The sequence below is a fragment of the Streptomyces sp. NPDC039423 genome, assembly GCF_055598725.1.
This window is the reverse complement of sequence record NZ_JBVKAH010000001.1, coordinates 568,759-590,181: the sequence shown is the minus strand read 5'-3', so window position 1 is coordinate 590,181 and position 21,423 is coordinate 568,759. Positions and strand designations below refer to the sequence as shown.

The following is a 21,423-nucleotide window of genomic DNA, read 5'->3' as shown; positions in this document are numbered from 1 at the left end:
GGTACCCGCGACTGTGAGGATCCTGTGTGGAAAGTGCCGACACCCGGCGCGCCGTTCCCTTCGCGTGGAACGGGCAGGATGTCGGCATGACAGCCTCCGGCGCGCCCTCCGCCCCGTTCGGTCCGCTCGACTTCCAGCTCGTCCTGCTGCGCCGGATGGCCGACCACCAGCCGGGCCTCGTGGAGGACGCCCGCCGCCGGCTGGGCGTGTCGATCGCCGGCATGCGGGAGGCCAACCGCCGCTGGCAGGCGATGACCCGTGCCCCCCGGTCACGGGGCGCGCTCACCCGCTACCGCTCGGTGCTCGGTGAACCCGAGTCCCGCACCCGCCGCGCCATCGGCGACCTGGAGTGCGACGCCCTGCTGTGGCCGGTGCCGCTCTGGCCGGACCTCCGCTTCGAGGTGCTGGCCGCGCCCGGCGGCGGGGCGGTGTGGAACGAGTGGCTCGTCCGGGCGCCCGGCGCGGCCGGCCCCGAGCTGCGTACGGTCGCCGACCTCCGCCCCTGGAGCTGCACGGTCGACGAGGTGGCCCGCGCCTTCGCGCCGGCCCGTCCGATGGAGGGCAGCGCGCCCACCCGGTGGCGGTTGGCGTTCACCCCGCCCGGCGCGGAGCCGTGCGTGGCCGAGTTCACCTGGGGACTGCTCCAACGGCTCGTGTGAACCGGCCGTGTGCCCGGCCCGTACGCCCTGCCCGTACGCCCGGCCGGCAGCCGCGCTGCACGGCCGCCGCACGCCCCGGCCACGGCCGCCCCACCGGCCCCGCGTCGCTCCTTCGGCCGCTGTCTGTCACCCCGTCAGCTCCCCCGGCGCGCGCGGCCCGCCCGGCGCACGCACGATGCGAGGACGTACCGCTCCTGGGAGGATCCGCACCGTGACCGTCAGTCTCGAGCAGTTGCGCCGCTGCCATGTCGCCGTCGACCTGGGGGCCGCCAGGACCCGGGTCTTCATCAAGGGTGTGGGGCTCGTCGTCGACGAGCCGAGCGTCGCCGCCGTCAACACCCGTACCGGGGCCCTGATCGCCGTGGGCGAGTTCGCGGAGAAGATGACCGGCCGCACCCCCGACTACATCCGCGTCGTGCGCCCCGTCTCGGGCGGCACCGTCGTCGACATCGAGATGGCCCAGCGGATGCTGCGCCACCTCCTCGGCGAGAAGCTCCGCCGCCAGCTCCGCCGCAAGCCGATGCTGCGGGCCGCCGCGTGCACCCCGCACGACAGCGACCCGCTCGCCCAGCGCGCCACGATCGAGACGCTCGTCGGGCTCGGCGCCCGCCGTGTGGAGTTGGTGGACACCCTGATCGCGGCGGCGGTCGGCTGCGGGCTGCCGGTGGAGGAGCCCACCGCCACCATGATCCTGGTGTGCGGGGCCGCCACCACCCAGGTCGCCGTACTGTCGCTGGGCGCGATCGTCACCGCCGAGCGCATCCCGGTCGGCGGCAACGCCATCGACCACGCCGTCATCCAGTACCTGCGCCACCAGCACGAGCTGATGCTGCCGAGCCAGTCGGTGCGCCCGCTCCAGCTCGCCCTGCACGGCAACGGCCTCACCCCGCACGGCCCGGCGTCCACCGAGATCCACGGGCGGGACGTGGCGACGGGGCTGGCCCGCTCCGTGCTGGTCGACACGGCCGCCGTGCGCCAGGCGCTGCACACGCCGCTGACGACGGTGCTCGACGGCATCGGGAAGGTGCTGCGGGACTGCCCGCCGGACCTGGTCGCCGACCTCGTGGACCGCGGCATCATGATGGTCGGCGGCAGCGCGCTGCTGCCCGGCCTCGACCAGATGCTGCGCAACGCGACGGGCATGCCCGTGCAGATCGCCGAACGGCCCGACATCTGCGCCGTCCTGGGCCTCGGGGCGATGCTGGAGGGCCGCGTCCAGCCCATCACGCTGAACCCGCTCGCCGAGGCCGAGTGACCCGTGGGCGCCCGGCGGGGGCGCCCGGATCCCACCGCGGGCGGGTGCCGCGCCCCTGACGGGCGCGCCCCGCCCGCGCCCCGTCCCGCACCGCCCCGGCACCCCCGCACCTCCCCCGCCCGCGCCCGCGCCCGGCGAGCCCGCACCCGCCGCACCCCTCCCCCGCGCCCGGGGCCGCGTCCTCCTCCGCGAGCCCCCCGGCGGCACCCGGCCCTCCCGGTCCCGCCCCCGCCGCCGTACGCGCGAGCACTCGTCGCAGCCGGGCGCGAGGACCACCGGACCGCTGGACGGTACGGGCGCTCGAGCCCGGACCGTACCCCGCACGAGCAGCGCCGGAACTGCGGCGAACAGCACACTCGGCATCGCTTCCGCCCGGGCGTCGACGGGGAGAATGGTGGGGCCCGTGACCGCAGATGGACAGCCCCGCGCGGACCCCTGCGCGGCGTTGCGAGGAGGACGACGAGTGAGTTCGCTCTTTCCGGCCCTGGACGCCGGATCCGAACGGCCCGCGCTGCGGTTCGGGGACCGTTCGCTGACGTACGGCGAACTGCGGGCCGTCGCCGGTTCGCTGGCCGCCCGGCTGGACGGGGCGGGGCGCGTCGCCGTGTGGGCGACGCCCACGCTGGAGACGGCGGTCGCCGTGGTCGCCGCGCTGCTGGCGGGCGTGCCGGCCGTACCGCTCAACCCGAAGACGGGTGAGCGCGAGCTGACGCACATCGTCACCGACAGCGGCCCGGCGCTCGTCCTGGCCGCCGCGGACGCCGAACTGCCCCCTGCCCTGGCGTCGTTGCCCCGGATCGACATCCCCACCGGCGTCCCCGCCGACGGGTCCGGGGACCGAGCCGGGGAGCGTGGCGGGGCCGGGGTCCCGCCGCGCGCCGAGCCGGCGTCGCCCGCGGACCCGGCGCTGGTCGTCTACACCTCCGGCACCACCGGCCCGCCCAAGGGCGCGGTGCTGTCCCGCCGGGCCGTCGCCGCGACGCTGGACGCGCTGGAGGACGCCTGGGGGTGGACGTCCGACGACGTCCTGGTGCACGCCCTCCCCCTCTTCCACGTCCACGGGCTGATCCTGGGCGTGCTGGGACCGCTGCGGCGCGGCGGATCGGTGCGCCACCTGGGCCGGTTCACCACCGGCGGGGTGGCGCGGGAGCTGGCGGACGGCGGGACGATGCTGTTCGGCGTACCGACGATGTACCACCGCGTCGCCGAAGCCCTGGCGGACGACCCGCAGTTGGCCAAGGCGCTGGCCGGCGCGCGGCTGCTGGTGTCGGGGTCGGCGGCGCTGCCCGTGCACGACCACGAGCGGATCGCCGCGCTGACGGGACGGCGGGTGATCGAGCGGTACGGGATGACGGAGACGCTGATGAACACCAGCGTCCGGGCGGACGACGTCGAGCCGCGCACCGGCTCGGTGGGCGTCCCGCTGCCCGGGGTCGACCTGCGGCTGGTCGAGGAGGACGGCACGGAGATCACGGCGTACGACGGGGAGACGGTCGGCGAGATCCAGGTGCGCGGCCCGAACCTGTTCACCGAGTACCTGAACCGGCCCGACGCCACGGCCGCCGCGTTCGACGGGACCTGGTTCCGCACCGGCGACATGGCGGTCCGGGACGCGGACGGGTCGGTACGGATCGTGGGGCGCAAGGCGACCGACCTGATCAAGAGCGGCGGTTACAAGATCGGCGCGGGTGAGATCGAGAACGCGCTGCTCGACCACCCGGGGGTGCGGGAGGCCGCCGTGACCGGGGAACCGGACGCCGACCTGGGCGAGCGGATCGTGGCGTGGGTCGTCCCCGCCGACCCGGCGGCGCCGCCGTCCGGGCAGGAGCTGGCCGACCACGTCGCGGCGCAGCTCGCCCCGCACAAACGGCCCCGGGTGGTCCGGTACCTGGAGGTGCTGCCCCGCAACGACATGGGCAAGATCCTGAAGCGGGCGCTCCGTGGCTGAGCGCCTGTCCGCCCGCGAGGCCGTCGCGCTGGTCACCGACGCCTTCACGGAGCACACCCCGCCCGGCCGGACGTGCGCGCCGGACGGCCCGCTGTCCTGGGAGGGGTACGGCGCCTCCCGCGCGCGTGCCGCCGAGCGCACGGGCGAGGCCGAGTCCGTGGTGTACGGCAGGGCGCTGGCCGGCGGCCGGCCGTGCGCGGTGCTGGCCTTCGAGTTCGGGTTCCTCGGCGGCTCGCTGGGCGAGCGGGCGGGCGACCGGCTGGAGGCGGCGTACCGGCTGGCGCGGGAGGAGCGGATCCCGCTGGTCTCGCTGGTCGCGACCGGGGGCAGCCGGATGCAGGAGGGCATGGTCGCGCTGACCCAGCTCCAGCGGGTGGCGCGCGAGTCGGTGCTGCTGCGGGAGGCCGGCGTGCCGCACGTCGCGGTGCTGCGCGACCCGGCGACCGGTGGCGGCTGGGCGACGGTGGGGGCGGGTGCCGACGTGATCCTGGCGCTGCCCGGGGCGCAGGTGGGGTTCGCCGGGTCGCGGGTGCGCCCGCCGGACGCCGACCCGGCCGCGTACACGGCCGAGGGCCAGCTCGCGGCGGGGCATGTCGACGCGGTCGTGCGCCCGGAGGAGCTGCGCGGGACGGTGGCGCGCTGGCTGGCCGCGCTGACCGGCCCCGCGCCGGAGGTCCCGCCGCCCTCCGCGCTCGTCGGCACCGCGCTGCCCGCGAGCGGCTGGGACGCGGTGCGGCAGGCGCGTGACCCGGCCCGCCCGCGCGCCGAGGCGTATCTGGACGCGTACTTCACGGACCGGCTGCCGCTCGTCGGCGACCGCTGCGGGGGTACGGACCCGGGGACGCTGTGCGGCGTCGGGATCCGCGCCGGGGCGGGCGCGGTGGCGTACGTCGCCCAGTGCGGGACGGCGACCCGCCCGGCGGGTTATCGCACGGCGGCCCGGGTGATCCGGCTCGCCGACCGGCTCGGCATCCCGGTGCTGACGCTCGTCGACACCCCCGGCGCGGCGAACGACGCCGAGGCGGAGCGGGCGGGTGCGGGCGCGGCGATCGCGGACGCGTTCGCGGCCGTCGCCGGTGCGCGGGTCGGGGTGACGACGCTCCTGATCGGCGAGGGCGGTTCGGGCGGCGCGCTGGCCCTGGCCGCGCCCGGCAACACCTGGGCCACCCGGGACAGTTACTTCTCGGTGATCGCCCCGGAGCTGGCGGCGGCCATCCTGAAGCGCCCGCCCGAGGAGGCGCCGCGCACGGCGGAGCAGCTCCGCCTGCGCCCCCAGGACCTGCTGGACCTCGGGCTGGTGCGCGGCATCGTCTGACGACGGGCCGGCGCGCCCGGCGGCCCCGCCGGGCGCGCGCCCGGCCCGCTCCCCCGCCGCTCACCCCCTCCGGCGCGCCCCGCATCGCCCGGGGGGCGGCTCACTCCTCCGTGGCGCTGTCCTCCCCGGCCCGCTCCTTCGTGGCTCACTCCTCCGTGGCTCACTCCTCCGTGGCGCAGTCCGCCGTGGCGCCGGCCTCCGCGGCGTCCAGGGCGGTGGTCAGTTCATCGAGCCGGTCGCGCAGCGCGCGGATCTCCTCCAGGGGCAGCCCGGTGGCGACGGCGATCCGGCGCGGGACGCCGACGGCGCGCTCCCGCAGCTCGGTGCCCGCGGGGGTGGGCCGGGCGGTGACGGACCGCTCGTCCTCGGCACTGCGCCGCCGCTCGACGTACCCGGCCGCTTCCAGGCGCTTCAGGAGCGGGGACAGGGTGCCGGAGTCCAGCCGCAGGTGCTCGCCGATCCGCTTGACCGGCAGCTCGCCGTGTTCCCAGAGGACCAGCATCACCAGGTACTGGGGGTAGGTGAGGCCGAGGTCCTTGAGCGCGGTGCGGTAGACGCCGTTGAAGGCGCGTGTGGCGGCGTGCAGCGAGAAGCAGATCTGGTGGTCGAGGCGGAGGAAGTCCTCGTCCCGCACGGTCCCGAACGTGTCCATGGACACAGGGTACGCGAACGCGATTCAGTTGTGCACAACTGAATCGTGCGATACAAATATCTCCGGCACCACGCCACGCACCCTTCCGAGAGGACGAGTCCCATGGACGCCCTGTACACCGCTGTCGCCACCGCCAACGGCCGCGAGGGCCGCGCGGTCAGCTCCGACGGCCAGATCGACCTTCCGCTCGGCTTCCCCCAGGCGCTGGGCGGCAACGGCCAGGGCACCAACCCCGAGCAGCTCTTCGCCGCCGGGTACGCGGCGTGCTTCGCCAGCGCGATGGGCTCGATAGGCCGCCAGGAGAAGATCGACGTCAAGGACGCCTCGGTGACCGCCGAGGTCAGCATCGGCAAGGACACGGACGGCGGCTTCGGCCTCGCGGTCGTGATGCGCGTCGAGCTCCCGGACCACCTCCAGGGCGAGGCCGGCCGTGACCTGCTGGAGAAGACCCACGCGTACTGCCCCTACTCCAAGGCCACGCGCGGCAACATCCCGGTCGAGCTCGTCATCGAGTGAGGCTCGGGTCCAGCCGGCGCGTGCGGTAGCTGTCGGCGTCGAGGGTGACCACCTCCGCGTGGTGGACCAGCCGGTCCACCGTCGCGGAGGCCGTCGCGCCGTCGCCGAACACCTCGTCCCACCGGCCGAGCGGCCGGTTGCCGGTGACGATCAGCGAACCCCGCTCGTAGCGGTGCGAGACAAGCTGGAAGAGGAGCTGCGCCACCTCGGCGTCGAAGGGCACGTACCCCACCTCGTCGACCACGAGCAGCGGGTACGCGTCCAGCCGGGCCAGCTCCTCGCGCAGCCGTCCCGCGGCCCGGGCGTCCGCGAGCCGGGCGCCCCACTCGGCGGCGGTGGCGAACAGCACCTGGTGGCCCGCCTGACACGCCCGTACGCCCAGGGCGACGGCCAGGTGGGTCTTGCCGGTGCCGGGACCGCCCAGCAGCACCACGTTCGCCTTCCGGCCCACGAAGTCCACCTTCCCGAGCCGGGCGATCACCTGCGGCCCGGGCGCCCGCAGGTGCCCCTCGTCGAACGTCTCCAGCACCTTCCGGGCCGGGAACCCCGCGGCCTCGATCCGCCCCTCGGCCCCGGCCGCCGGCTCCTCCGGCGTTTCCCGCCGCCCCTCCCGCTGGGCCGGTACGGCCGCCTCCGGGGGCGCCCCCGGCACGGGGTGCTGCCTGGCCTCGTGCGCGGCCATGGGCCCCGACATGTAGGCGAGGATCGCGGCCGAGGCGATGAACGCCATATGGATCACCGTCCCCCACAACAGGTCGTGCCGGGGGGTGTGGTGCACGTCCACGAACATCTGGAGCAGGTGCACCGAGGAGATCCCCACGATGGCGGTGGCCAGCTTCACCTTCAGCACGTTGGAGTTGACGTGCGACAGCCACTCGGGCTGGTCCCGGTGCCCCTGGAGGCCGATCCGGGACACGAAGGTCTCGTACCCCCCGACGATCACCATGATCAGCAGATTGGCGATCATCACCACGTCGACCAGCTTGAGCACGGCCAGCATGACGTGCGTCTCGTCCGCGTGACCGCTGATGACGTGGTGGACGAGGTGCCACAGCTCGTTGAAGAACTTGTAGACGTACACCCCCTGTGCCGCCACCAGACCGAAGTACAGCGGGGCCTGGAGCCAGCGGGTCGCGAAGAGGGCGCACCCCAGGGTGGTCATGGTCGACGGGGGCGGGGCGGAGCGGGACACGAGACCTCCAACGGCCGGGAGGTTCGTCATTCTTGTGCGCCGCCACCGACAATCTGAATTCGTGCCACCCGTTGGGGTTAATAGAATTCCAGTAGGACAACACCCCTTGCCGCCGGAGACGGAACACCCCCCGCCGGAGGACCGGCGGGGGGTGCGACGGCGAAAGCAGACGTCAGCTCAGCGTCTTGAGCGCCGCCACGTCGTAGGGCTTCAGCTCGTCCAGGCGGTTCGCCAGCACCTTCGCCGCCCACTGGGGGTCCTGGAGCAGGGCGCGGCCGACGGCGACCAGGTCGAACTCGTCGCGCTCCAGGCGGTCGAGCAGGTTGTCGATGCCCTGGAGCGGGGCGCCCTCGCCCATGAACGCCCGGATGAAGTCGCCGTCCAGGCCGACGGACCCGACGGTGATGGCGGGCCGGCCCGTGAGCTTCTTGGTCCAGCCGGCGAGGTTCAGGTCCGACCCCTCGAACTCCGGCACCCAGTAGCGGCGGGTGGAGGCGTGGAAGGCGTCGACGCCGGCCGCGGCGAGCGGGGTCAGGATCGCCTCCAGCTCCTCCGGGGTCTCGGCCAGCCGGGCGTCGTAGGCGTCCTGCTTCCACTGGGAGTAGCGGAAGAGGACCGGGAAGCCGGGCGAGACGGCCTCGCGCACGGCGGCCACGATCTCGGCCGCGAACTTCGTGCGGGCCACCGGGTCGCCGCCGTAGGCGTCGGTACGGCGGTTCGTGCCCGCCCACAGGAACTGGTCGAGGAGGTAGCCATGGGCGCCGTGCAGTTCGACGCCGTCGAAGCCGATGCGCTCGGCGGCCGCGGCGGCCTCCGCGAAGGCGCCGATGACGTCGTCCAGGTCACCCCGGGTCATCGCCCTGCCGGCACCCTCGGTGCCGTCGAGGCGGATGCCGGAGGGGCCGACCGCGGGAGCGCCGGCGAAGGGCGGGTCGTCCTGCCGCCGCACCATGCCGATGTGCCAGAGCTGCGGCACGATCGTGCCGCCCGCCGCGTGCACGGCCTCGGCGACGGCGGCCCACCCCGCGAGCTGCTCCTCGCCGTGGAACCGGGGCACCTGGTCGCTCTGCCCGGCCGACTCGTGGCCGACGTACGTCCCCTCCGTGACGATCAGCCCGACCCCCGCGGCGGCACGGCGGGCGTAGTACGACCGCACGTCCTCGCCGGGCACGCCGCCCGGGGAGAACTGGCGCGTCATCGGCGCCATCACGATGCGGTTGGGAACGGTCAGACCGTTCAGCGTGACGGGCCGGGAGAGGATGTCGGCCGCGCGGGAGGCGGCGGGCTCGGTGACGGTCACGGGGGTGCTCCTCGGAGGTACCAGACGGTATGTGCACGTGCATTGAACGCGTGCATGCGTCAACCTCCCCGCTCGCGCCCCGATTCCCGGCCACCGCCCGGACCACCCTGTGATCCGGGACACGCCGGCCCCGCGGAAGGGGGCGGGGGTCGGACCGCCGGACAGGCGGCCCGTGTACGGCACTTCACGGCCGTGGGACACCCGGGGGAAGCGGTCACCCCGGGGGCACTGCGGTGCTCCGAGCAGCGAAAGCGCTGCTCGAATCGTTTCTTCACCGCTGGACTGCGGTGGGGCGGGTGGGACTCGAACCCACGGCCGACGGATTATGAGTCCGCTGCTCTAACCGGCTGAGCTACCGCCCCTTACGGCGCGTCGCGCACATTTGTGCGCGCCGTCTGCCGCAGCATAGCCGCTCATACGATCTCCTGCTCCGGATGGTCGGCAACGCACGACCATGGAGACCGCGCCGCGGCCCGGATGGTTCCCGCCGGGGGCGAACCGGGGCGGAAAAACAAGGAGAGGGCCTCGAAAGGCCCTCTCCTGGTACCGCTCCCCCGACTGGACTCGAACCAGTAACCCTCCGGTTAACAGCCGAATGCTCTGCCAATTGAGCTACAGGGGATCGCGCTCCCCCGACTGGACTCGAACCAGTAACCTGCCGGTTAACAGCCGGCTGCTCTGCCAATTGAGCTACAGGGGATTGCTGCGTTGCACCGAACGTACCCACCTGGGGTCTCCCGGGCGGCGCTCGCTCGCTGCGACACATACATTAGCGCAAGCAGGGGGGTGCTCCGCCAATCGGTTCCCCGGGGTGATCTCCGGCCCTTACGGGTAGGCGGCCAGCACCGACGCCTACGGAAGGGTGGCAGCCATGCGGTACAAGGTCACGTTCGTCGTTGGACTGACCCTCGGTTACGTCCTCGGCACCCGTGCCGGACGGGAGCGCTACGAACAGCTCCGCAAGTCCGCGCGCGAGTTCTCCCACAACCCGGCGGTGCGCAATGCCGCCGAATCGGCCGCGCAGACCGGGCGGGAGGTGGCCGGCAAGGCGCTGCACACCGTGAGCGACAAGGTCGGCGACCGGATGCCCGAGTCGGTGGCCGAGCGGGTGCGCTCGCTGCGGGAGCGCAGCCAGGGCAACGGCCAGGACGAGTGGGGGACCAGTAACACCTAGGGTGCGGCAGAATCTATCCCCATGGGGATAGTCGCCGGGTTGGACAGTTCGTCGGGTTTCACGCGCATCGTCGTCTGTGACACGGAAACGGGTGCGGTGCTGCGGCAGGGCTACGCACCGCACCCCGTCGAACCGAAGGCCACGGAGGTCGACCCGCAGGCGTGGCTGCTGTCGCTGGGCGAGGCCGCGTCGGGCGGGCTGCTCGAGGGCGTCCAGGCGATCGGTGTGTCCGCCCAGCAGCACGGTCTGGTGCCGCTGGACCGGCAGGGCTCGCTGGTGCGCCCGGCGCTGGTCGGCAACGACAAGCGGGCCCAGGTGGCGGCCGCGGACCTGGTCGAGGCGCTCGGCGGGCGCCGGGCGTGGGCCGAGGCGGTCGGCTGCGTACCGCAGGCGGCGCAGCCGGTGGCCAAGCTGCGGTGGCTCGCCCGGACGGAGCCTGAGGCGGCGGCGCGGGTGGCGATGGTGCTCCAGCCGCACGACTGGCTGGTGTGGCAGCTCCTGGGCCGTCCGGTGCGCCGGACCACGGACCGGGGCGCCGCCTCGGGCACCGGCTACTGGTCGGCGGGTTCGGGTGCGTACCGGCCGGACCTGGTGGAGCTGGCGCTGGGGCACCAGGCGGCGCTGCCGGAGGTGCTGGGGCCCGCCGAGGCCGCCGGGATGACTCCCGAGGGGCTGCTGATCTCGGCGGGGACCGGCGAGACCATGGCGGCCGCGCTCGGGCTGGGGCTCGGGCTCGGGGACGCCGTGGTGTCGCTCGGGGCGTCGGGGTCGGTGATGGCGGTGCATCACGAGGCGTCGGCCGATCCGCACGGGATGATCACGGCGTTCGCGGACGCGGCGGGCATGCACCTGCCGGTCGTCCACACGTCGAACGCGGTACGGGCGTTGCGCGGGACCGCCGAGATGCTGGGCCTGGGCGGGGGCCTGGAGGAGCTGTCGGCGCTGGCGCTGAAGTCGACGCCGGGCGCCTCGGGGCTGGTGCTGCTGCCGTACCTGGAGGGTGAGCGCACTCCGCAGCTCCCGCACACGGCCGGGACGCTGAGCGGGCTGCGGCGCGAGTCGATGAAGCCCGAGCACCTGGCGCGGGCGGCGTTCGAGGGCATGCTGTGCTCGCTGGCGGACGCGATGGACGTGCTGCGCGGGCGGGGCGTGGAAGTGCGGCGGGTGTTCCTGCTGGGGGCGGCGGCGGAGCTGCCCGCGGTGCAGGCGGCCGCGCCGGCGATCTTCGGCGCGCAGGTGGTCGTACCCCAGCCGGCCGATTACGCGGCGCTCGGCGCGGCACGGCAGGCGGCGTGGGCGCTGGGGGTCTCGCAGGGCGTGCTGTCGCCGCAGTCCCCGCCGGCCTGGCAGGGCGCCGCCGCCCAGGTGTTCGAGCCGGGCGAGGAGCTCGCGGTCGGGCAGGCGGTGCGCCAGCAGTACGGGGCGACGCGCGAGCAGCTCCATCCCGGGGCGTTCTCGCTCTAGCGAGCGGTTGGGGCGGAAACGGGGGCCGCGGCGGCGGAGGCGGAGGGTCCGGGCGTGGCGGTCCGGTGACGATCGGCCCGGACGGGGCAAAGGACGGGGAAAACCGAGTCGTCAGGGCGGGCGGGGCGGGCGATAGTTGAACCCGTGCTCAGACAACTTCTCCGGATCCATCTGGGGCCGTACCAACGGCCCATAGTCCTGCTGGTGGCGCTCCAGCTCTTGCAGACGTGCGCCACCCTCTACCTGCCCACGCTCAACGCGGACATCATCGACAACGGTGTCGTCAAGGGTGACACCGGCTACATCCTCACCTTCGGCGCGCTGATGATCGCGATCTCGGTGGTGCAGGTGGTCTGCAACATCGCTGCCGTCTACTACGGCGCGCGGACCGCGTCGGCGCTCGGCCGGGACGTGCGGGCGGCGGTCTTCGAACGGGTGCAGTCGTTCTCCGCGCGGGAGGTCGGGCACTTCGGGGCGCCGTCGCTGATCACGCGGACGACCAATGACGTCCAGCAGGTGCAGATGCTGGTGCTGATGGCGTTCACGCTGATGGTGTCGGCGCCGATCATGTGCGTGGGCGGCATCGTCATGGCGCTCGGCCAGGACGTGCCGCTGTCGGGCGTGCTGATCGCGGTGGTCCCGGTGCTGGGCATCGCCGTCTCGCTGATCGTGAAGCGGATGCGGCCGCTGTTCCGGGCGATGCAGGAGCGGCTGGACACGGTGAACCGGGTGCTGCGCGAGCAGATCACCGGCAACCGGGTGATCCGGGCGTTCGTGAAGGACGCCTACGAGCGGGAGCGGTTCGCGCGCGCCAACGCGGACCTGACCGAGGTGTCGGTGTCGACCGGCCGGCTGATGGCGCTGATGTTCCCGACCGTGATGACCGTGGTCAACATCTCCAGCGTCGCCGTCGTCTGGTTCGGCGCGCATCGCATCGACGGCGGCGGGATGGAGATCGGCGCGCTGACCGCCTTCCTGGCGTATCTGATGCAGATCGTGATGGCCGTGATGATGGCCACCTTCATGTTCATGATGGTGCCGCGCGCCGAGGTGTGCGCCGAGCGCATCGAGGAGGTGCTGCGTACGGAGTCCAGCGTGATCCCGCCGGTCTCCCCGGTGCGGGAGCTGCCGCGGCGCGGGCACCTGGAGGTGCGGGGGGCGGACTTCCGCTACCCGGGTGCCGAGGAGCCGGTGCTGCGCGGGGTGGACCTGGTGGCCCGGCCCGGTGAGACGACGGCGATCATCGGTTCGACCGGCAGCGGCAAGTCGACGCTGCTGGGCCTGGTGCCGCGGCTGTTCGACGCCACGGGCGGCGAGGTGCTGGTCGACGGGGTGGACGTGCGGCAGGTGGATCCCGTGCTGATGGCGAAGACGGTGGGCCTGGTGCCGCAGAAGCCGTACCTGTTCTCCGGGACGGTCGCCACGAACCTGCGGTACGGCAACCCGGACGCGACCGACGAGGAGCTGTGGCACGCGCTGGAGGTGGCCCAGGGGGCCGACTTCGTCCGGGCCATGGAGGGCGGCCTGAACGCGCCGATCTCGCAGGGCGGCACCAATGTGTCGGGCGGGCAGCGGCAGCGGCTGGCGATCGCGCGGACGCTGGTGCAGCGGCCGGAGATCTACCTGTTCGACGACTCGTTCTCGGCGCTGGACTACACGACGGACGCGCTGCTGCGGACCGCGCTGGCGGCGGAGACCGCCGAGGCGACGGTGGTGATCGTCGCCCAGCGGGTGTCGACGATCCGTGACGCGGACCGGATCGTGGTCCTCGACGAGGGCCGGGTGGTGGGGACCGGGCGCCATGAGGAGCTGATGGCGGGCAACGAGACGTACCGGGAGATCGTGCTCTCCCAGCTGACCGAGGCGGAGGCTGCCTGATGGCGGGGCCGGCGGGACGGATGATGGCGGCGGCCGGGGGCCCCGACCAGCGGTCGATGGACTTCAAGGGGTCGGGCAGGCGGCTGCTGCGGCAGTTCCGGCCCGAGAAGGCCACGCTGTGGCTGATGCTGGTGGCCGGTGTGCTGAGCGTGGCGCTGTCGGTGGTCGGGCCCAAGGTGCTGGGCCGGGCGACCGACCTGATCTTCGCGGGGGTCGTCGGGCGCGGGATGCCGGACGGGATCACCAAGGAGCAGGCGCTGGCGGGGCTGCGGGCCGACGGGGACGGCGGGCTCGCGGACATGCTGTCGGGGGTGGACTTCCAGCCGGGGCGGGGCATCGACTTCGACGCCGTCGCCACCGTGCTGATGACCGTCCTGGTGGTGTACGTGGCGGCCGGGCTGCTGATGCTGGTGTCGACGCGCATGTCGATCATGGTGATCAACCGGACGGTGTACCGGATGCGGGAGGACGTCCAGGCGAAGCTGGAGCGTCTGCCGCTGGCGTACTTCGACCGGGCCAAGCGCGGTGAGGTGCTGAGCCGGGCGACGAACGACATCGACAACATCGCGCAGACCATGCAGCAGACGATGGGTCAGCTCATCAACTCGGCGCTGACGATCATCGGTGTGCTGGTGATGATGTTCTGGATCTCGCCGCTGCTGGCGCTGGTCGCGCTGGTGACGGTGCCGCTGTCGGTGGTCGTGGCGACGAAGGTCGGCAAGCGGTCGCAGCCGCACTTCGTGCAGCAGTGGAAGTCGACGGGCCGGCTCAACGCCCACATCGAGGAGATGTACACCGGCCACGCGCTGGTGAAGGTCTTCGGACGGCAGGAGGAGGCGGCGGCCGACTTCCGCGAGCAGAACGAGGCGCTGTACGAGGCGGGCTTCCGGGCCCAGTTCAACAGCGGGATCATGCAGCCGCTGATGTTCTTCATCTCCAACCTCAACTATGTGCTGGTGGCGGTGGTGGGCGGGCTGCGCGTCGCGTCCGGGACGCTGTCCATCGGCGACGTGCAGGCGTTCATCCAGTACTCGCGCCAGTTCTCGATGCCGCTGACGCAGGTCGCGTCGATGGCGAACCTGGTGCAGTCGGGGGTCGCCTCCGCGGAGCGGATCTTCGAGCTGCTGGACGCCGAGGAGCAGGAGCCGGACGCCCCGCGGACCGCCGGGCGGCAGGAGCCGGTGGAGCCGGTGGAACCGGCGGGGCGGGTGACGCTGGAACGGGTGTCGTTCCGCTACGACCCGGACCGGCCGCTGATCGAGGACCTGTCGCTGTCGGTGGAGCCCGGCCAGACGGTCGCGATCGTCGGCCCCACGGGGGCGGGCAAGACCACGCTGGTCAACCTGCTGATGCGGTTCTACGAGGTGACCGGCGGCCGCATCCTGCTGGACGGCGTCGACGCCCGGGACATGACGCGCGACGAGCTGCGGTCCCGGATCGGCATGGTGCTCCAGGACACCTGGCTGTTCGGCGGCACGATCGCCGACAACATCGCGTACGGCGCTCCCGCGTCGCGCGGGGTGACCCGCGAGCGGATCGAGGAGGCGGCGCGGGCCGCGCACGCGGACCGGTTCATCAGGACGCTGCCGGACGGGTACGACACCGTCATCGACGACGAGGGCGCGGGGGTGAGCGCGGGCGAGAAGCAGCTCATCACCATCGCCCGGGCCTTCCTGTCGGACCCGGTCATCCTCGTCCTGGACGAGGCGACCAGCTCCGTCGACACCCGGACCGAGGTGCTCATCCAGAAGGCGATGGCGCGGCTGGCGCACGGCCGGACCAGCTTCGTGATCGCGCACCGGCTGTCGACGATCCGGGACGCGGACGTGATCCTGGTGATGGAGGACGGGGCGATCGTCGAGCAGGGCTCGCACGAGGAGCTGCTGGCGGCACAGGGGGCCTACGCCCGTCTGTACGCGGCGCAGTTCGCGCAGGCGGTGGCGGAGGTCGACTGACCGGCTGCCGGGGCGGGGTGCGTCAGTCCAGGTAGCCGCGCAACTGGTCGGCGAAGGTGTGGTCCCGCAGCTTGCTGAGGGTCTTGGACTCGATCTGGCGGATGCGTTCGCGCGTCACGCCGAAGATCCGTCCGATCTCCTCCAGGGTGCGGGGCCGCCCGTCGACCAGGCCGTAACGGAGCTGGACGACCTTGCGTTCGCGTTCCCCGAGGGTGGACAGGACGGCCTCCAGGTGCTCGCGCAGCAGGAGGAACGCCGCGGACTCCACGGGGGACGCGGCGTCGCCGTCCTCGATGAGGTCGCCGAGCGCGACGTCGTCCTCCTCGCCGACCGGGGCGTGCAGGGAGACCGGCTCCTGGGCGAGGCGCAGCACCTCGCCGACCCGCTCGGGCGCCAGGTCCAGGTGGGCGGCGACCTCGTCGTGGGTGGGTTCGCAGCCGCGTTCCTGGAGCATCCGGCGCTGGACCCGGACGACCCGGTTGATCAGCTCGACGACGTGGACCGGGACCCGGATGGTCCGCGCCTGGTCGGCGAGGGCGCGGGACATGGCCTGGCGGATCCACCAGGTGGCGTACGTCGAGAACTTGTAGCCGCGGGCGTAGTCGAACTTCTCGACCGCCCGGATCAGGCCCAGGTTGCCCTCCTGGACCAGGTCGAGCATGGTCAGGCCCCGGCCGACGTACCGTTTGGCGACGGACACGACGAGGCGCAGGTTGGCCTCGATGAGGCGGCGCTTGGCCATCCGGCCCATGACGACCAGCCGGTCGAGGTCCAGGGCCAGCCGTTCGTCGAGGCCTGCGGCGGTGGCGAGCCTCTCCTCGGCGAACAGCCCGGCCTCCACGCGGCGGGCCAGTTCCACCTCCTCGGCGGCGGTGAGCAGCGGTATGCGGCCGATCTCCCGGAGGTACTGGCGGAACAGGTCGGCGGACGGGCCGCCGGCGGACGCCTCCGCGGCGGCGCGACTGCGGTCGGCGGGCGCCTGTTCGGGTTCGTCGGGGTCCGGTACGGCGTCGGGCAGCGCTCCGGGCAGCGTCTCGGGGTGGTGGGGCGGGATGCCCTGTACGGGGACGGCGACGGCCGATGCCGTGGCCGGGTCGGTGTCGGTCAGGGTCCGGGTCTGCACGAGGGCGACCTCCAGGGTGATCGCTGCCGGGTCGGGGGCGTACGGCAGCGGGACGGCGGCGGCCGGGCCGCTGTTCTCCGTCCCGTACTCGATGAGCGGATCCGCGGGGGTGAGGGGCCCACCGTCGGTGGACCGGCCGCGCTCCGAGGACTCAGGCACCGCCTCCCAGTGTGGGGTACGACACATCACCGCCAGTAGGGGCGTGCGACCACTTTTTGCGACCGTCCGGTGACAGGGCGCGCCGGTGCGGCCTTCGCGGGCCCGAGGGCGGCTCGGTGCCCGGTCCGGGGGGTGTCCCCGGTCCCGGGGGGTGTCTAGAGGGCGGCGGCGCCGTGGTTGCGGAGCGACTGGGCGTACTGCTGGAGGACCCAGAGCTCGTTCTGGACGGCGGCGAGGTGGTCGGGGTCGCCGTGGGAGCCGAGGCGGGTGAGGGAGCCCTGGACGTCGCGGATGCGGCGGTCGACCGCCCGGAGGCGGACCTGGACGAGCTGGTCGCCGGCGTAGGTCTCGTCGACGGTGCGGCCGTGGATGACCTCCACGGCGAGCTCGGTGACCAGCGCCCGGACGGTGTCGTCGGGGGCCGCGTCCCGTACGCGCGCCAGGTACTCGGCGGTGTTGCCGGCGCCCTGCTCGGCGCCGCCCGCCTCCGCGATGGTCCGGCGGACCGCGGCGTACGGCGGGGCGGTGAACTCGTCGGCGCCGTACGCGTCGAAGGCGGGCGAGACGAGGGCCGGGTGCTGGAGGGCGAGCTTGAGCAGCTCCCGCTCCGTGCGGTGGGCCGGGCTGCGCAGGTTCAGGGCCGGGCCCGAGGGCGCGGCGGGGGCGTGTGCCGCGGGCGCGGCGGGGGTGGGGCGGGAGGCGGGCGCGGGGCCCCGGCCGCCGCGGTCCCTGGCCCAGCGGGCGAACTGGGCGACGCGCTTGACGACGAACTGGGTGTCGAGGATGCCCAGCATGCCGGCGAGCTGCACGGCCACCTCGTGCTGCGAGGCGGTGTTCTTGATGCGGGCGACGACCGGCGCGGCCTCGTCGAGGGCGGCGGCGCGGCCGGCGGGGGTCTCCAGGTCGTACCGGCCCACGATCTGGCGCAGCGCGAACTCGAAGAGCGGGGTGCGGGGCTCGACCAGGTCGGCGACCGCCTCGTCGCCCTTGGCGAGGCGCAGCTCGCACGGGTCCATGCCGTCGGGGGCGATGGCGATGTAGGTCTCGGCGGCGAACTTCTGGTCGTCCTCGAAGGCCCGCAGCGCGGCCTTCTGGCCGGCGGCGTCGCCGTCGAAGGTGAAGATGACGCGGGCCGAGCCGTTGTCCATCAGCAGCCGGCGGAGGATCTTGATGTGGTCGCCGCCGAAGGCGGTGCCGCAGGTGGCGATGGCGGTGGTGACGCCGGCGAGGTGGCAGGCCATGACGTCGGTGTAGCCCTCGACGACGACGGCGCGGCTGGACTTGGCGATGTCCTTCTTGGCCAGGTCGATGCCGTACAGCACCTGGGACTTCTTGTAGATCGGCGTCTCGGGCGTGTTGAGGTACTTGGGGCCGGTGTCGTCGTCGCGGAGCTTGCGGGCGCCGAACCCGACGACATCGCCGCCGACGTCCCGGATGGGCCACATCAGACGGCCGCGGAACCGGTCGATGGGGTTGCGGCGGGACTCCTGGGAGAGCCCGGACAGCAGCAGCTCCTTGTCGGAGAAGCCCTTGCCGCGCAGGTAGCGGGTGAGGTGGTCCCAGCCGGCCGGGCTGTAGCCGACGCCGAAGTGCTGGGCGGCGGCCTGGTCGAAACCGCGCTCGGCGAGGAACTTCCGTCCGATCTCGGCCTCGGCGCCGTCGAGTTGCTCGACGTAGAACTGGGCGGCCGCCTTGTGCGCCTCGATCAGGCGGATCCGCTCGCCGCGCTGGTGGCCGGGGTTGTACCCGCCCTCCTCGTACCGCAGGGTGATGCCCGCCTTGGCGGCGAGGCGCTCGACCGTCTCCGAGAAGGAGAGGTGGTCGATCTTCATCACGAAGGCGATGGTGTCCCCGCCCTCCTGGCAGCCGAAGCAGTGGAAGAGACCCTTGCTGGGGCTGACCTGGAAGGAGGGGGACTTCTCGTCGTGGAAGGGGCACAGGCCCTTGAGGTTGCCGCCGCCCGCGCTGCGTAGCTGGAGGTACTCGGACACGACGGCGTCGATCGGGACCGCGTCCCGTACCGCCTTCACGTCGTCATCGTTGATCCTGCCGCCTGCCACGCGTAAATCTTACGGGGGCTTCGGTGATCGTCCGGCGGGAAGCGGGGCGCGGACACGACCTAGGGGCCGGGCCGGACGGCGGTGAGCGGTGTCGCGGGGTCGGCGAGGGCCTCGGGGTCCACGGGCGCACCGGAACGGATGAGGTCTTGGATGTCCGATGTGACGTCCCACACATTCACGTTCATCCCGGCGAGCACCCGGCGGTCCTTGAGCCAGAAGGCGATGAACTCGCGCCGGCCGGCGTCGCCGCGCAGCACCACCTGGTCGTACGTGCCGGGCGGGGCCCAGCCGCTGTACTCCATGCCCAGGTCGTACTGGTCGGAGAAGAAGTACGGGATCCGGTCGTAGGAGACGTCCCGGCCGAGCATGGCGCGGGCGGCGGCGGGCCCTCCGTTGAGGGCGTTGGCCCAGTGCTCGACGCGCAGCCGGGTGTGCAGGAGGGGGTGCTCGGCGGCGGCCACGTCCCCGGCCGCGTGGATGTCGGGGTCGGAGGTGCGCAGCGACGCGTCGACGGCGATGCCTCCGCCGTGGGCCCGGTCCACCAGGGCGAGGCCGGCGTTCTCGGCGAGGGCCGTGCAGGGGGCGGCGCCGATCGCGACGAGGACGGCGTGGGCGGGGTGCTCGTCGCCGTCGTCGGTGCGGGCTGCCAGCACCATGCCGTCCTGGCCGGTGATCTCGGTGAGGCGGGTGCCGAACCGGAAGCGGACGCCGTGCGCGGCATGCAGGTCGGCGAAGAGCTGGCCGAGCTCGGGGCCGATGACTCCGTGGAGGGGGGTGGGGGCCGGTTCGACGACGGTGACCTCGGCGCCGTACCCGCGCGCCGCGGCGGCGGCCTCCAGACCGATCCATCCGGCGCCGGCGATCACCAGGTGGCCGTTGTCGCGGCCGAGCGCGGCGAGGGTGTGCTGGAGCCGGTCGGCCTGGGTGAGGCGGCGCAGGTGGTGCACTCCGGCGAGGCCGGTGCCGGGGACGTCGAGGCGGCGCGGCTCGGAACCGGTGGCCAGCAGCAGCTTGTCGTAGCGGATGGTGGTGCCGTCGCCGAGCCGCACCGTCCTGGCGGCACGGTCGACGGAGGTGACGGGCTGGCCGATGTGGAGTTCGACGTCGTGCTCCGCGTACCAGGTCGACTCGTGGACGTAGGCGCGCTCGCGCGGTTCCTTGCCCGTGAGGTAGCCCTTGGACAGGGGCGGACGTTCGTAGGGCGGTTCGGCTTCCTCTCCGATGAGGATCACGCGGCCGGTGAACCCTTCGGAGCGGAGTGTCTCCGCCGCCTTGGCCCCGGCCAGTCCCCCGCCGACGATGACGAAGGTCTGATCTGCGTCGACCACTTGTTGCCTCCTGGTGGTTCCGGGAATTGTCACGCTACGCCGCCGGCCCCAGCAGCGTCCCGTACGGAGCGTGATGTTGGAAGAGGACGTCCGCGCCGGCTTCGGCGGCGGCCGGTTCAGTGGCGGCTCGTCAGGCGGGCGTGCAGGGTGCGGGCGGAGGCGTCGGTCAGGGAGGCGATCTGGTCGACGATCACCCGCTTGCGGGCCCGGTCGTCGTGGGCGGTGTCGAACAGGGCGCGGAACTGGGGGTCCAGGCCCTCGGGGGCACGGGCGGTCAGGGCCTCGGCCAGTTCGGCGAGGACGATGCGCTGGTCGGCCCGGAGCGCCTCCTGCTCGGCGCGCTGCATCACGTACCGGTCGGCGACGGCCTTGAGGACGGCGCACTCGTTGCGCGCCTCGCGCGGGACGACCAGTTCGGCGGCGTACCGGGTGAGGCGGCCGGTCCCGTACGCCTGGCGGGTGGCGGTCTCGGCGGCGAGGCAGAAGCGGCCGATGAGCTGGCTGGTGGCGTCCTTCAGGCGGGCCTGGGCGAGGGCCGTGCCGTCGTAGCCGTGCGGCCACCACTCCTGCTCCATGAGCCGGTCGAGGGCGTCGGCCAGTTCCTGCGGGTCGGTGCCGGCGGGGACGTACCGCCCGACGGCGACCCGCCAGATGTCGGCGCGTTCGGGTTCGGCGAGGAGGAGGTTGGGGTCGATGTGCCCGGCGTGCAGCCCGTCCTCGAAGTCGTGCACGCAATAGGCCACGTCGTCGGACCAGTCCATGACCTGGGCCTCGAAGCAGCGGCGCTGTCCGGGGGCGCCCCGCCGCGCCCAGGCGAAGACCGGGAGGTCGTCCTCGTACACCCCGAACTTGGGCGAGCCGGGGTCGGTGGGGTGGGCGCCGCGCGGCCAGGGGTACTTGGTGGCGGCGTCGAGGGCGGCGCGGGTGAGGTTGAGGCCGACGCTGACGAGTTCGCCGGAGCCCTCGTCGTGCACGAACCGCTTGGGTTCGATCCGGGTGAGCAGGCGCAGCGACTGGGCGTTGCCCTCGAAGCCGCCGCAGTCCTCGGCGAAGTCGTTGAGGGCCTGCTCGCCGTTGTGACCGAAGGGCGGGTGGCCCATGTCGTGCGACAGGCAGGCGGCCTCGACCAGGTCGGGGTCGCAGCCGAGGGCGGCGCCGAGCTCGCGGCCGACCTGGGCGCACTCCAGGGAGTGGGTGAGCCGGGTGCGCGGGCTGGGGTCCCAGGCGTGGCTGCGGGAGCCGGGGGTGACGACCTGGGTCTTCCCGGCCAGTCGCCGCAGCGCGCCGGAGTGCAGCACCCGGGCGCGGTCCCGCTGGAACGCGGTGCGGCCCGGTCGCTTGTCGGGCTCGGGGGCCCAGCGTTCGGTGTCCGCGGTGTCGTACGTACCTTCCACGCCGTTCATGCCGTCCATGCCGTTCATGCACTGAAGGTAACCGCAGGGACG

At 73.4% G+C, this 21,423-nt stretch carries 16 protein-coding genes and 3 tRNA genes; 9 read left to right on the top strand and 10 right to left on the bottom strand.

The window, feature by feature from the left end:
* The first annotated feature begins 86 nt into the window (after positions 1 to 86).
* The 4 genes from ACZ7LK_RS02565 (at position 87) to ACZ7LK_RS02550 (ending at position 5,177) form a co-directional block, all read left to right on the top strand.
* Positions 87 to 659: a hypothetical protein gene (locus ACZ7LK_RS02565; protein WP_392276483.1), complete on the top strand. Its 573-nt coding sequence runs from the start codon at positions 87 to 89 to the stop codon at positions 657 to 659.
* Between the two features lie 211 nt (positions 660 to 870).
* Positions 871 to 1,914 (top strand): rod shape-determining protein, encoded by a 1,044-nt coding sequence (gene mreB / locus ACZ7LK_RS02560; protein ID WP_392276482.1) that lies wholly within the window; start codon positions 871 to 873, stop codon positions 1,912 to 1,914.
* A 463-nt stretch (positions 1,915 to 2,377) separates the two neighbouring features.
* Positions 2,378 to 3,862 (top strand): acyl-CoA synthetase, encoded by a 1,485-nt coding sequence (locus ACZ7LK_RS02555; protein ID WP_471138032.1) that lies wholly within the window; start codon positions 2,378 to 2,380, stop codon positions 3,860 to 3,862.
* Complete coding sequence (locus ACZ7LK_RS02550) at positions 3,855 to 5,177, top strand: carboxyl transferase domain-containing protein (RefSeq protein WP_471138030.1); 1,323 nt, start codon at positions 3,855 to 3,857, stop codon at positions 5,175 to 5,177. Before ACZ7LK_RS02555 ends, ACZ7LK_RS02550 begins: the two co-directional genes overlap by 8 nt.
* Positions 5,178 to 5,337: 160 nt before the next feature.
* Here the strand turns inward: ACZ7LK_RS02550 and ACZ7LK_RS02545 are convergent, their stop codons facing one another.
* On the bottom strand, positions 5,338 to 5,829 hold the full coding sequence (locus tag ACZ7LK_RS02545; RefSeq protein WP_471138028.1) for a MarR family winged helix-turn-helix transcriptional regulator: 492 nt from the start codon (positions 5,827 to 5,829) through the stop codon (positions 5,338 to 5,340).
* A gap of 102 nt (positions 5,830 to 5,931) precedes the next feature.
* On the opposite strand from ACZ7LK_RS02545, the gene ACZ7LK_RS02540 reads away from it, so the two are divergent.
* Entirely contained in the window at positions 5,932 to 6,345 is a 414-nt protein-coding gene (locus tag ACZ7LK_RS02540; protein WP_392276478.1) for an organic hydroperoxide resistance protein, read from the top strand.
* Here ACZ7LK_RS02540 and istB read toward each other — a convergent pair.
* The 5 genes from istB to ACZ7LK_RS02515 all read right to left on the bottom strand — a co-directional run bounded on the left by istB (position 6,335) and on the right by ACZ7LK_RS02515 (position 9,537).
* Positions 6,335 to 7,537, bottom strand: a complete 1,203-nt coding sequence (gene istB / locus ACZ7LK_RS02535) for an IS21-like element helper ATPase IstB (RefSeq protein WP_471138026.1) — start codon at positions 7,535 to 7,537, stop codon at positions 6,335 to 6,337. The two genes, ACZ7LK_RS02540 and istB, sit on opposite strands and share 11 nt — an antisense overlap.
* Before the next feature lie 172 nt (positions 7,538 to 7,709).
* Complete coding sequence (locus tag ACZ7LK_RS02530; RefSeq protein ID WP_471138024.1) at positions 7,710 to 8,837, bottom strand: NADH:flavin oxidoreductase; 1,128 nt, start codon at positions 8,835 to 8,837, stop codon at positions 7,710 to 7,712.
* A gap of 288 nt (positions 8,838 to 9,125) precedes the next feature.
* Positions 9,126 to 9,199, bottom strand: a tRNA-Ile gene (locus ACZ7LK_RS02525).
* 187 nt (positions 9,200 to 9,386) lie between these two features.
* Positions 9,387 to 9,459, bottom strand: a tRNA-Asn gene (locus tag ACZ7LK_RS02520).
* Between the two features lie 5 nt (positions 9,460 to 9,464).
* A tRNA-Asn gene (locus ACZ7LK_RS02515) sits at positions 9,465 to 9,537 on the bottom strand.
* Positions 9,538 to 9,708: 171 nt separating this feature from the next.
* On the opposite strand from ACZ7LK_RS02515, the gene ACZ7LK_RS02510 reads away from it, so the two are divergent.
* The 4 genes from ACZ7LK_RS02510 to ACZ7LK_RS02495 all read left to right on the top strand — a co-directional run bounded on the left by ACZ7LK_RS02510 (position 9,709) and on the right by ACZ7LK_RS02495 (position 15,308).
* Positions 9,709 to 10,011: a YtxH domain-containing protein gene (locus tag ACZ7LK_RS02510; RefSeq protein WP_392276475.1), complete on the top strand. Its 303-nt coding sequence runs from the start codon at positions 9,709 to 9,711 to the stop codon at positions 10,009 to 10,011.
* Positions 10,012 to 10,032: 21 nt separating this feature from the next.
* Positions 10,033 to 11,475, top strand: coding sequence for an FGGY family carbohydrate kinase (locus tag ACZ7LK_RS02505; RefSeq protein ID WP_392276474.1), 1,443 nt, complete (start codon positions 10,033 to 10,035; stop codon positions 11,473 to 11,475).
* Between the two features lie 144 nt (positions 11,476 to 11,619).
* Positions 11,620 to 13,353 (top strand): ABC transporter ATP-binding protein, encoded by a 1,734-nt coding sequence (locus tag ACZ7LK_RS02500; protein WP_392276473.1) that lies wholly within the window; start codon positions 11,620 to 11,622, stop codon positions 13,351 to 13,353.
* Positions 13,353 to 15,308 carry an ABC transporter ATP-binding protein gene (locus tag ACZ7LK_RS02495; RefSeq protein ID WP_469464966.1) on the top strand — a complete coding sequence of 652 codons (1,956 nt, stop codon included), beginning with the start codon at positions 13,353 to 13,355 and terminating at the stop codon, positions 15,306 to 15,308. Before ACZ7LK_RS02500 ends, ACZ7LK_RS02495 begins: the two co-directional genes overlap by 1 nt.
* A gap of 22 nt (positions 15,309 to 15,330) precedes the next feature.
* On the opposite strand, the gene ACZ7LK_RS02490 is transcribed toward ACZ7LK_RS02495, so the two are convergent.
* The 4 genes from ACZ7LK_RS02490 to ACZ7LK_RS02475 all read right to left on the bottom strand — a co-directional run bounded on the left by ACZ7LK_RS02490 (position 15,331) and on the right by ACZ7LK_RS02475 (position 21,399).
* Positions 15,331 to 16,590, bottom strand: coding sequence for an RNA polymerase sigma factor (locus ACZ7LK_RS02490; protein ID WP_392276471.1), 1,260 nt, complete (start codon positions 16,588 to 16,590; stop codon positions 15,331 to 15,333).
* A 155-nt stretch (positions 16,591 to 16,745) separates the two neighbouring features.
* Positions 16,746 to 18,650, bottom strand: coding sequence for a DNA primase (gene dnaG, locus ACZ7LK_RS02485; protein WP_392276470.1), 1,905 nt, complete (start codon positions 18,648 to 18,650; stop codon positions 16,746 to 16,748).
* Positions 18,651 to 18,709: 59 nt separating this feature from the next.
* Positions 18,710 to 19,978 (bottom strand): NAD(P)/FAD-dependent oxidoreductase, encoded by a 1,269-nt coding sequence (locus ACZ7LK_RS02480; RefSeq protein ID WP_392276469.1) that lies wholly within the window; start codon positions 19,976 to 19,978, stop codon positions 18,710 to 18,712.
* Positions 19,979 to 20,094: 116 nt separating this feature from the next.
* A complete protein-coding gene (locus ACZ7LK_RS02475; RefSeq protein WP_469464969.1) occupies positions 20,095 to 21,399 on the bottom strand; it encodes a deoxyguanosinetriphosphate triphosphohydrolase in 1,305 nt (434 codons plus the stop codon).
* Between the last annotated feature and the right edge of the window lie 24 nt (positions 21,400 to 21,423).

Bases quoted from the DNA above. Each gene is read 5' to 3' on its own strand.
- ACZ7LK_RS02565 (WP_392276483.1), top strand. From the start codon at position 87: ATGACAGCCTCCGGCGCGCCCTCCGCCCCGTTCGGTCCGCTCGACTTC.
- ACZ7LK_RS02545 (WP_471138028.1), bottom strand. From the start codon at position 5,829: ATGGACACGTTCGGGACCGTGCGGGACGAGGACTTCCTCCGCCTCGAC.
- ACZ7LK_RS02540 (WP_392276478.1), top strand. From the start codon at position 5,932: ATGGACGCCCTGTACACCGCTGTCGCCACCGCCAACGGCCGCGAGGGC.
- ACZ7LK_RS02510 (WP_392276475.1), top strand. From the start codon at position 9,709: ATGCGGTACAAGGTCACGTTCGTCGTTGGACTGACCCTCGGTTACGTC.
- ACZ7LK_RS02505 (WP_392276474.1), top strand. From the start codon at position 10,033: ATGGGGATAGTCGCCGGGTTGGACAGTTCGTCGGGTTTCACGCGCATC.
- ACZ7LK_RS02495 (WP_469464966.1), top strand. From the start codon at position 13,353: ATGGCGGGGCCGGCGGGACGGATGATGGCGGCGGCCGGGGGCCCCGAC.
- ACZ7LK_RS02475 (WP_469464969.1), bottom strand. From the start codon at position 21,399: ATGAACGGCATGGACGGCATGAACGGCGTGGAAGGTACGTACGACACC.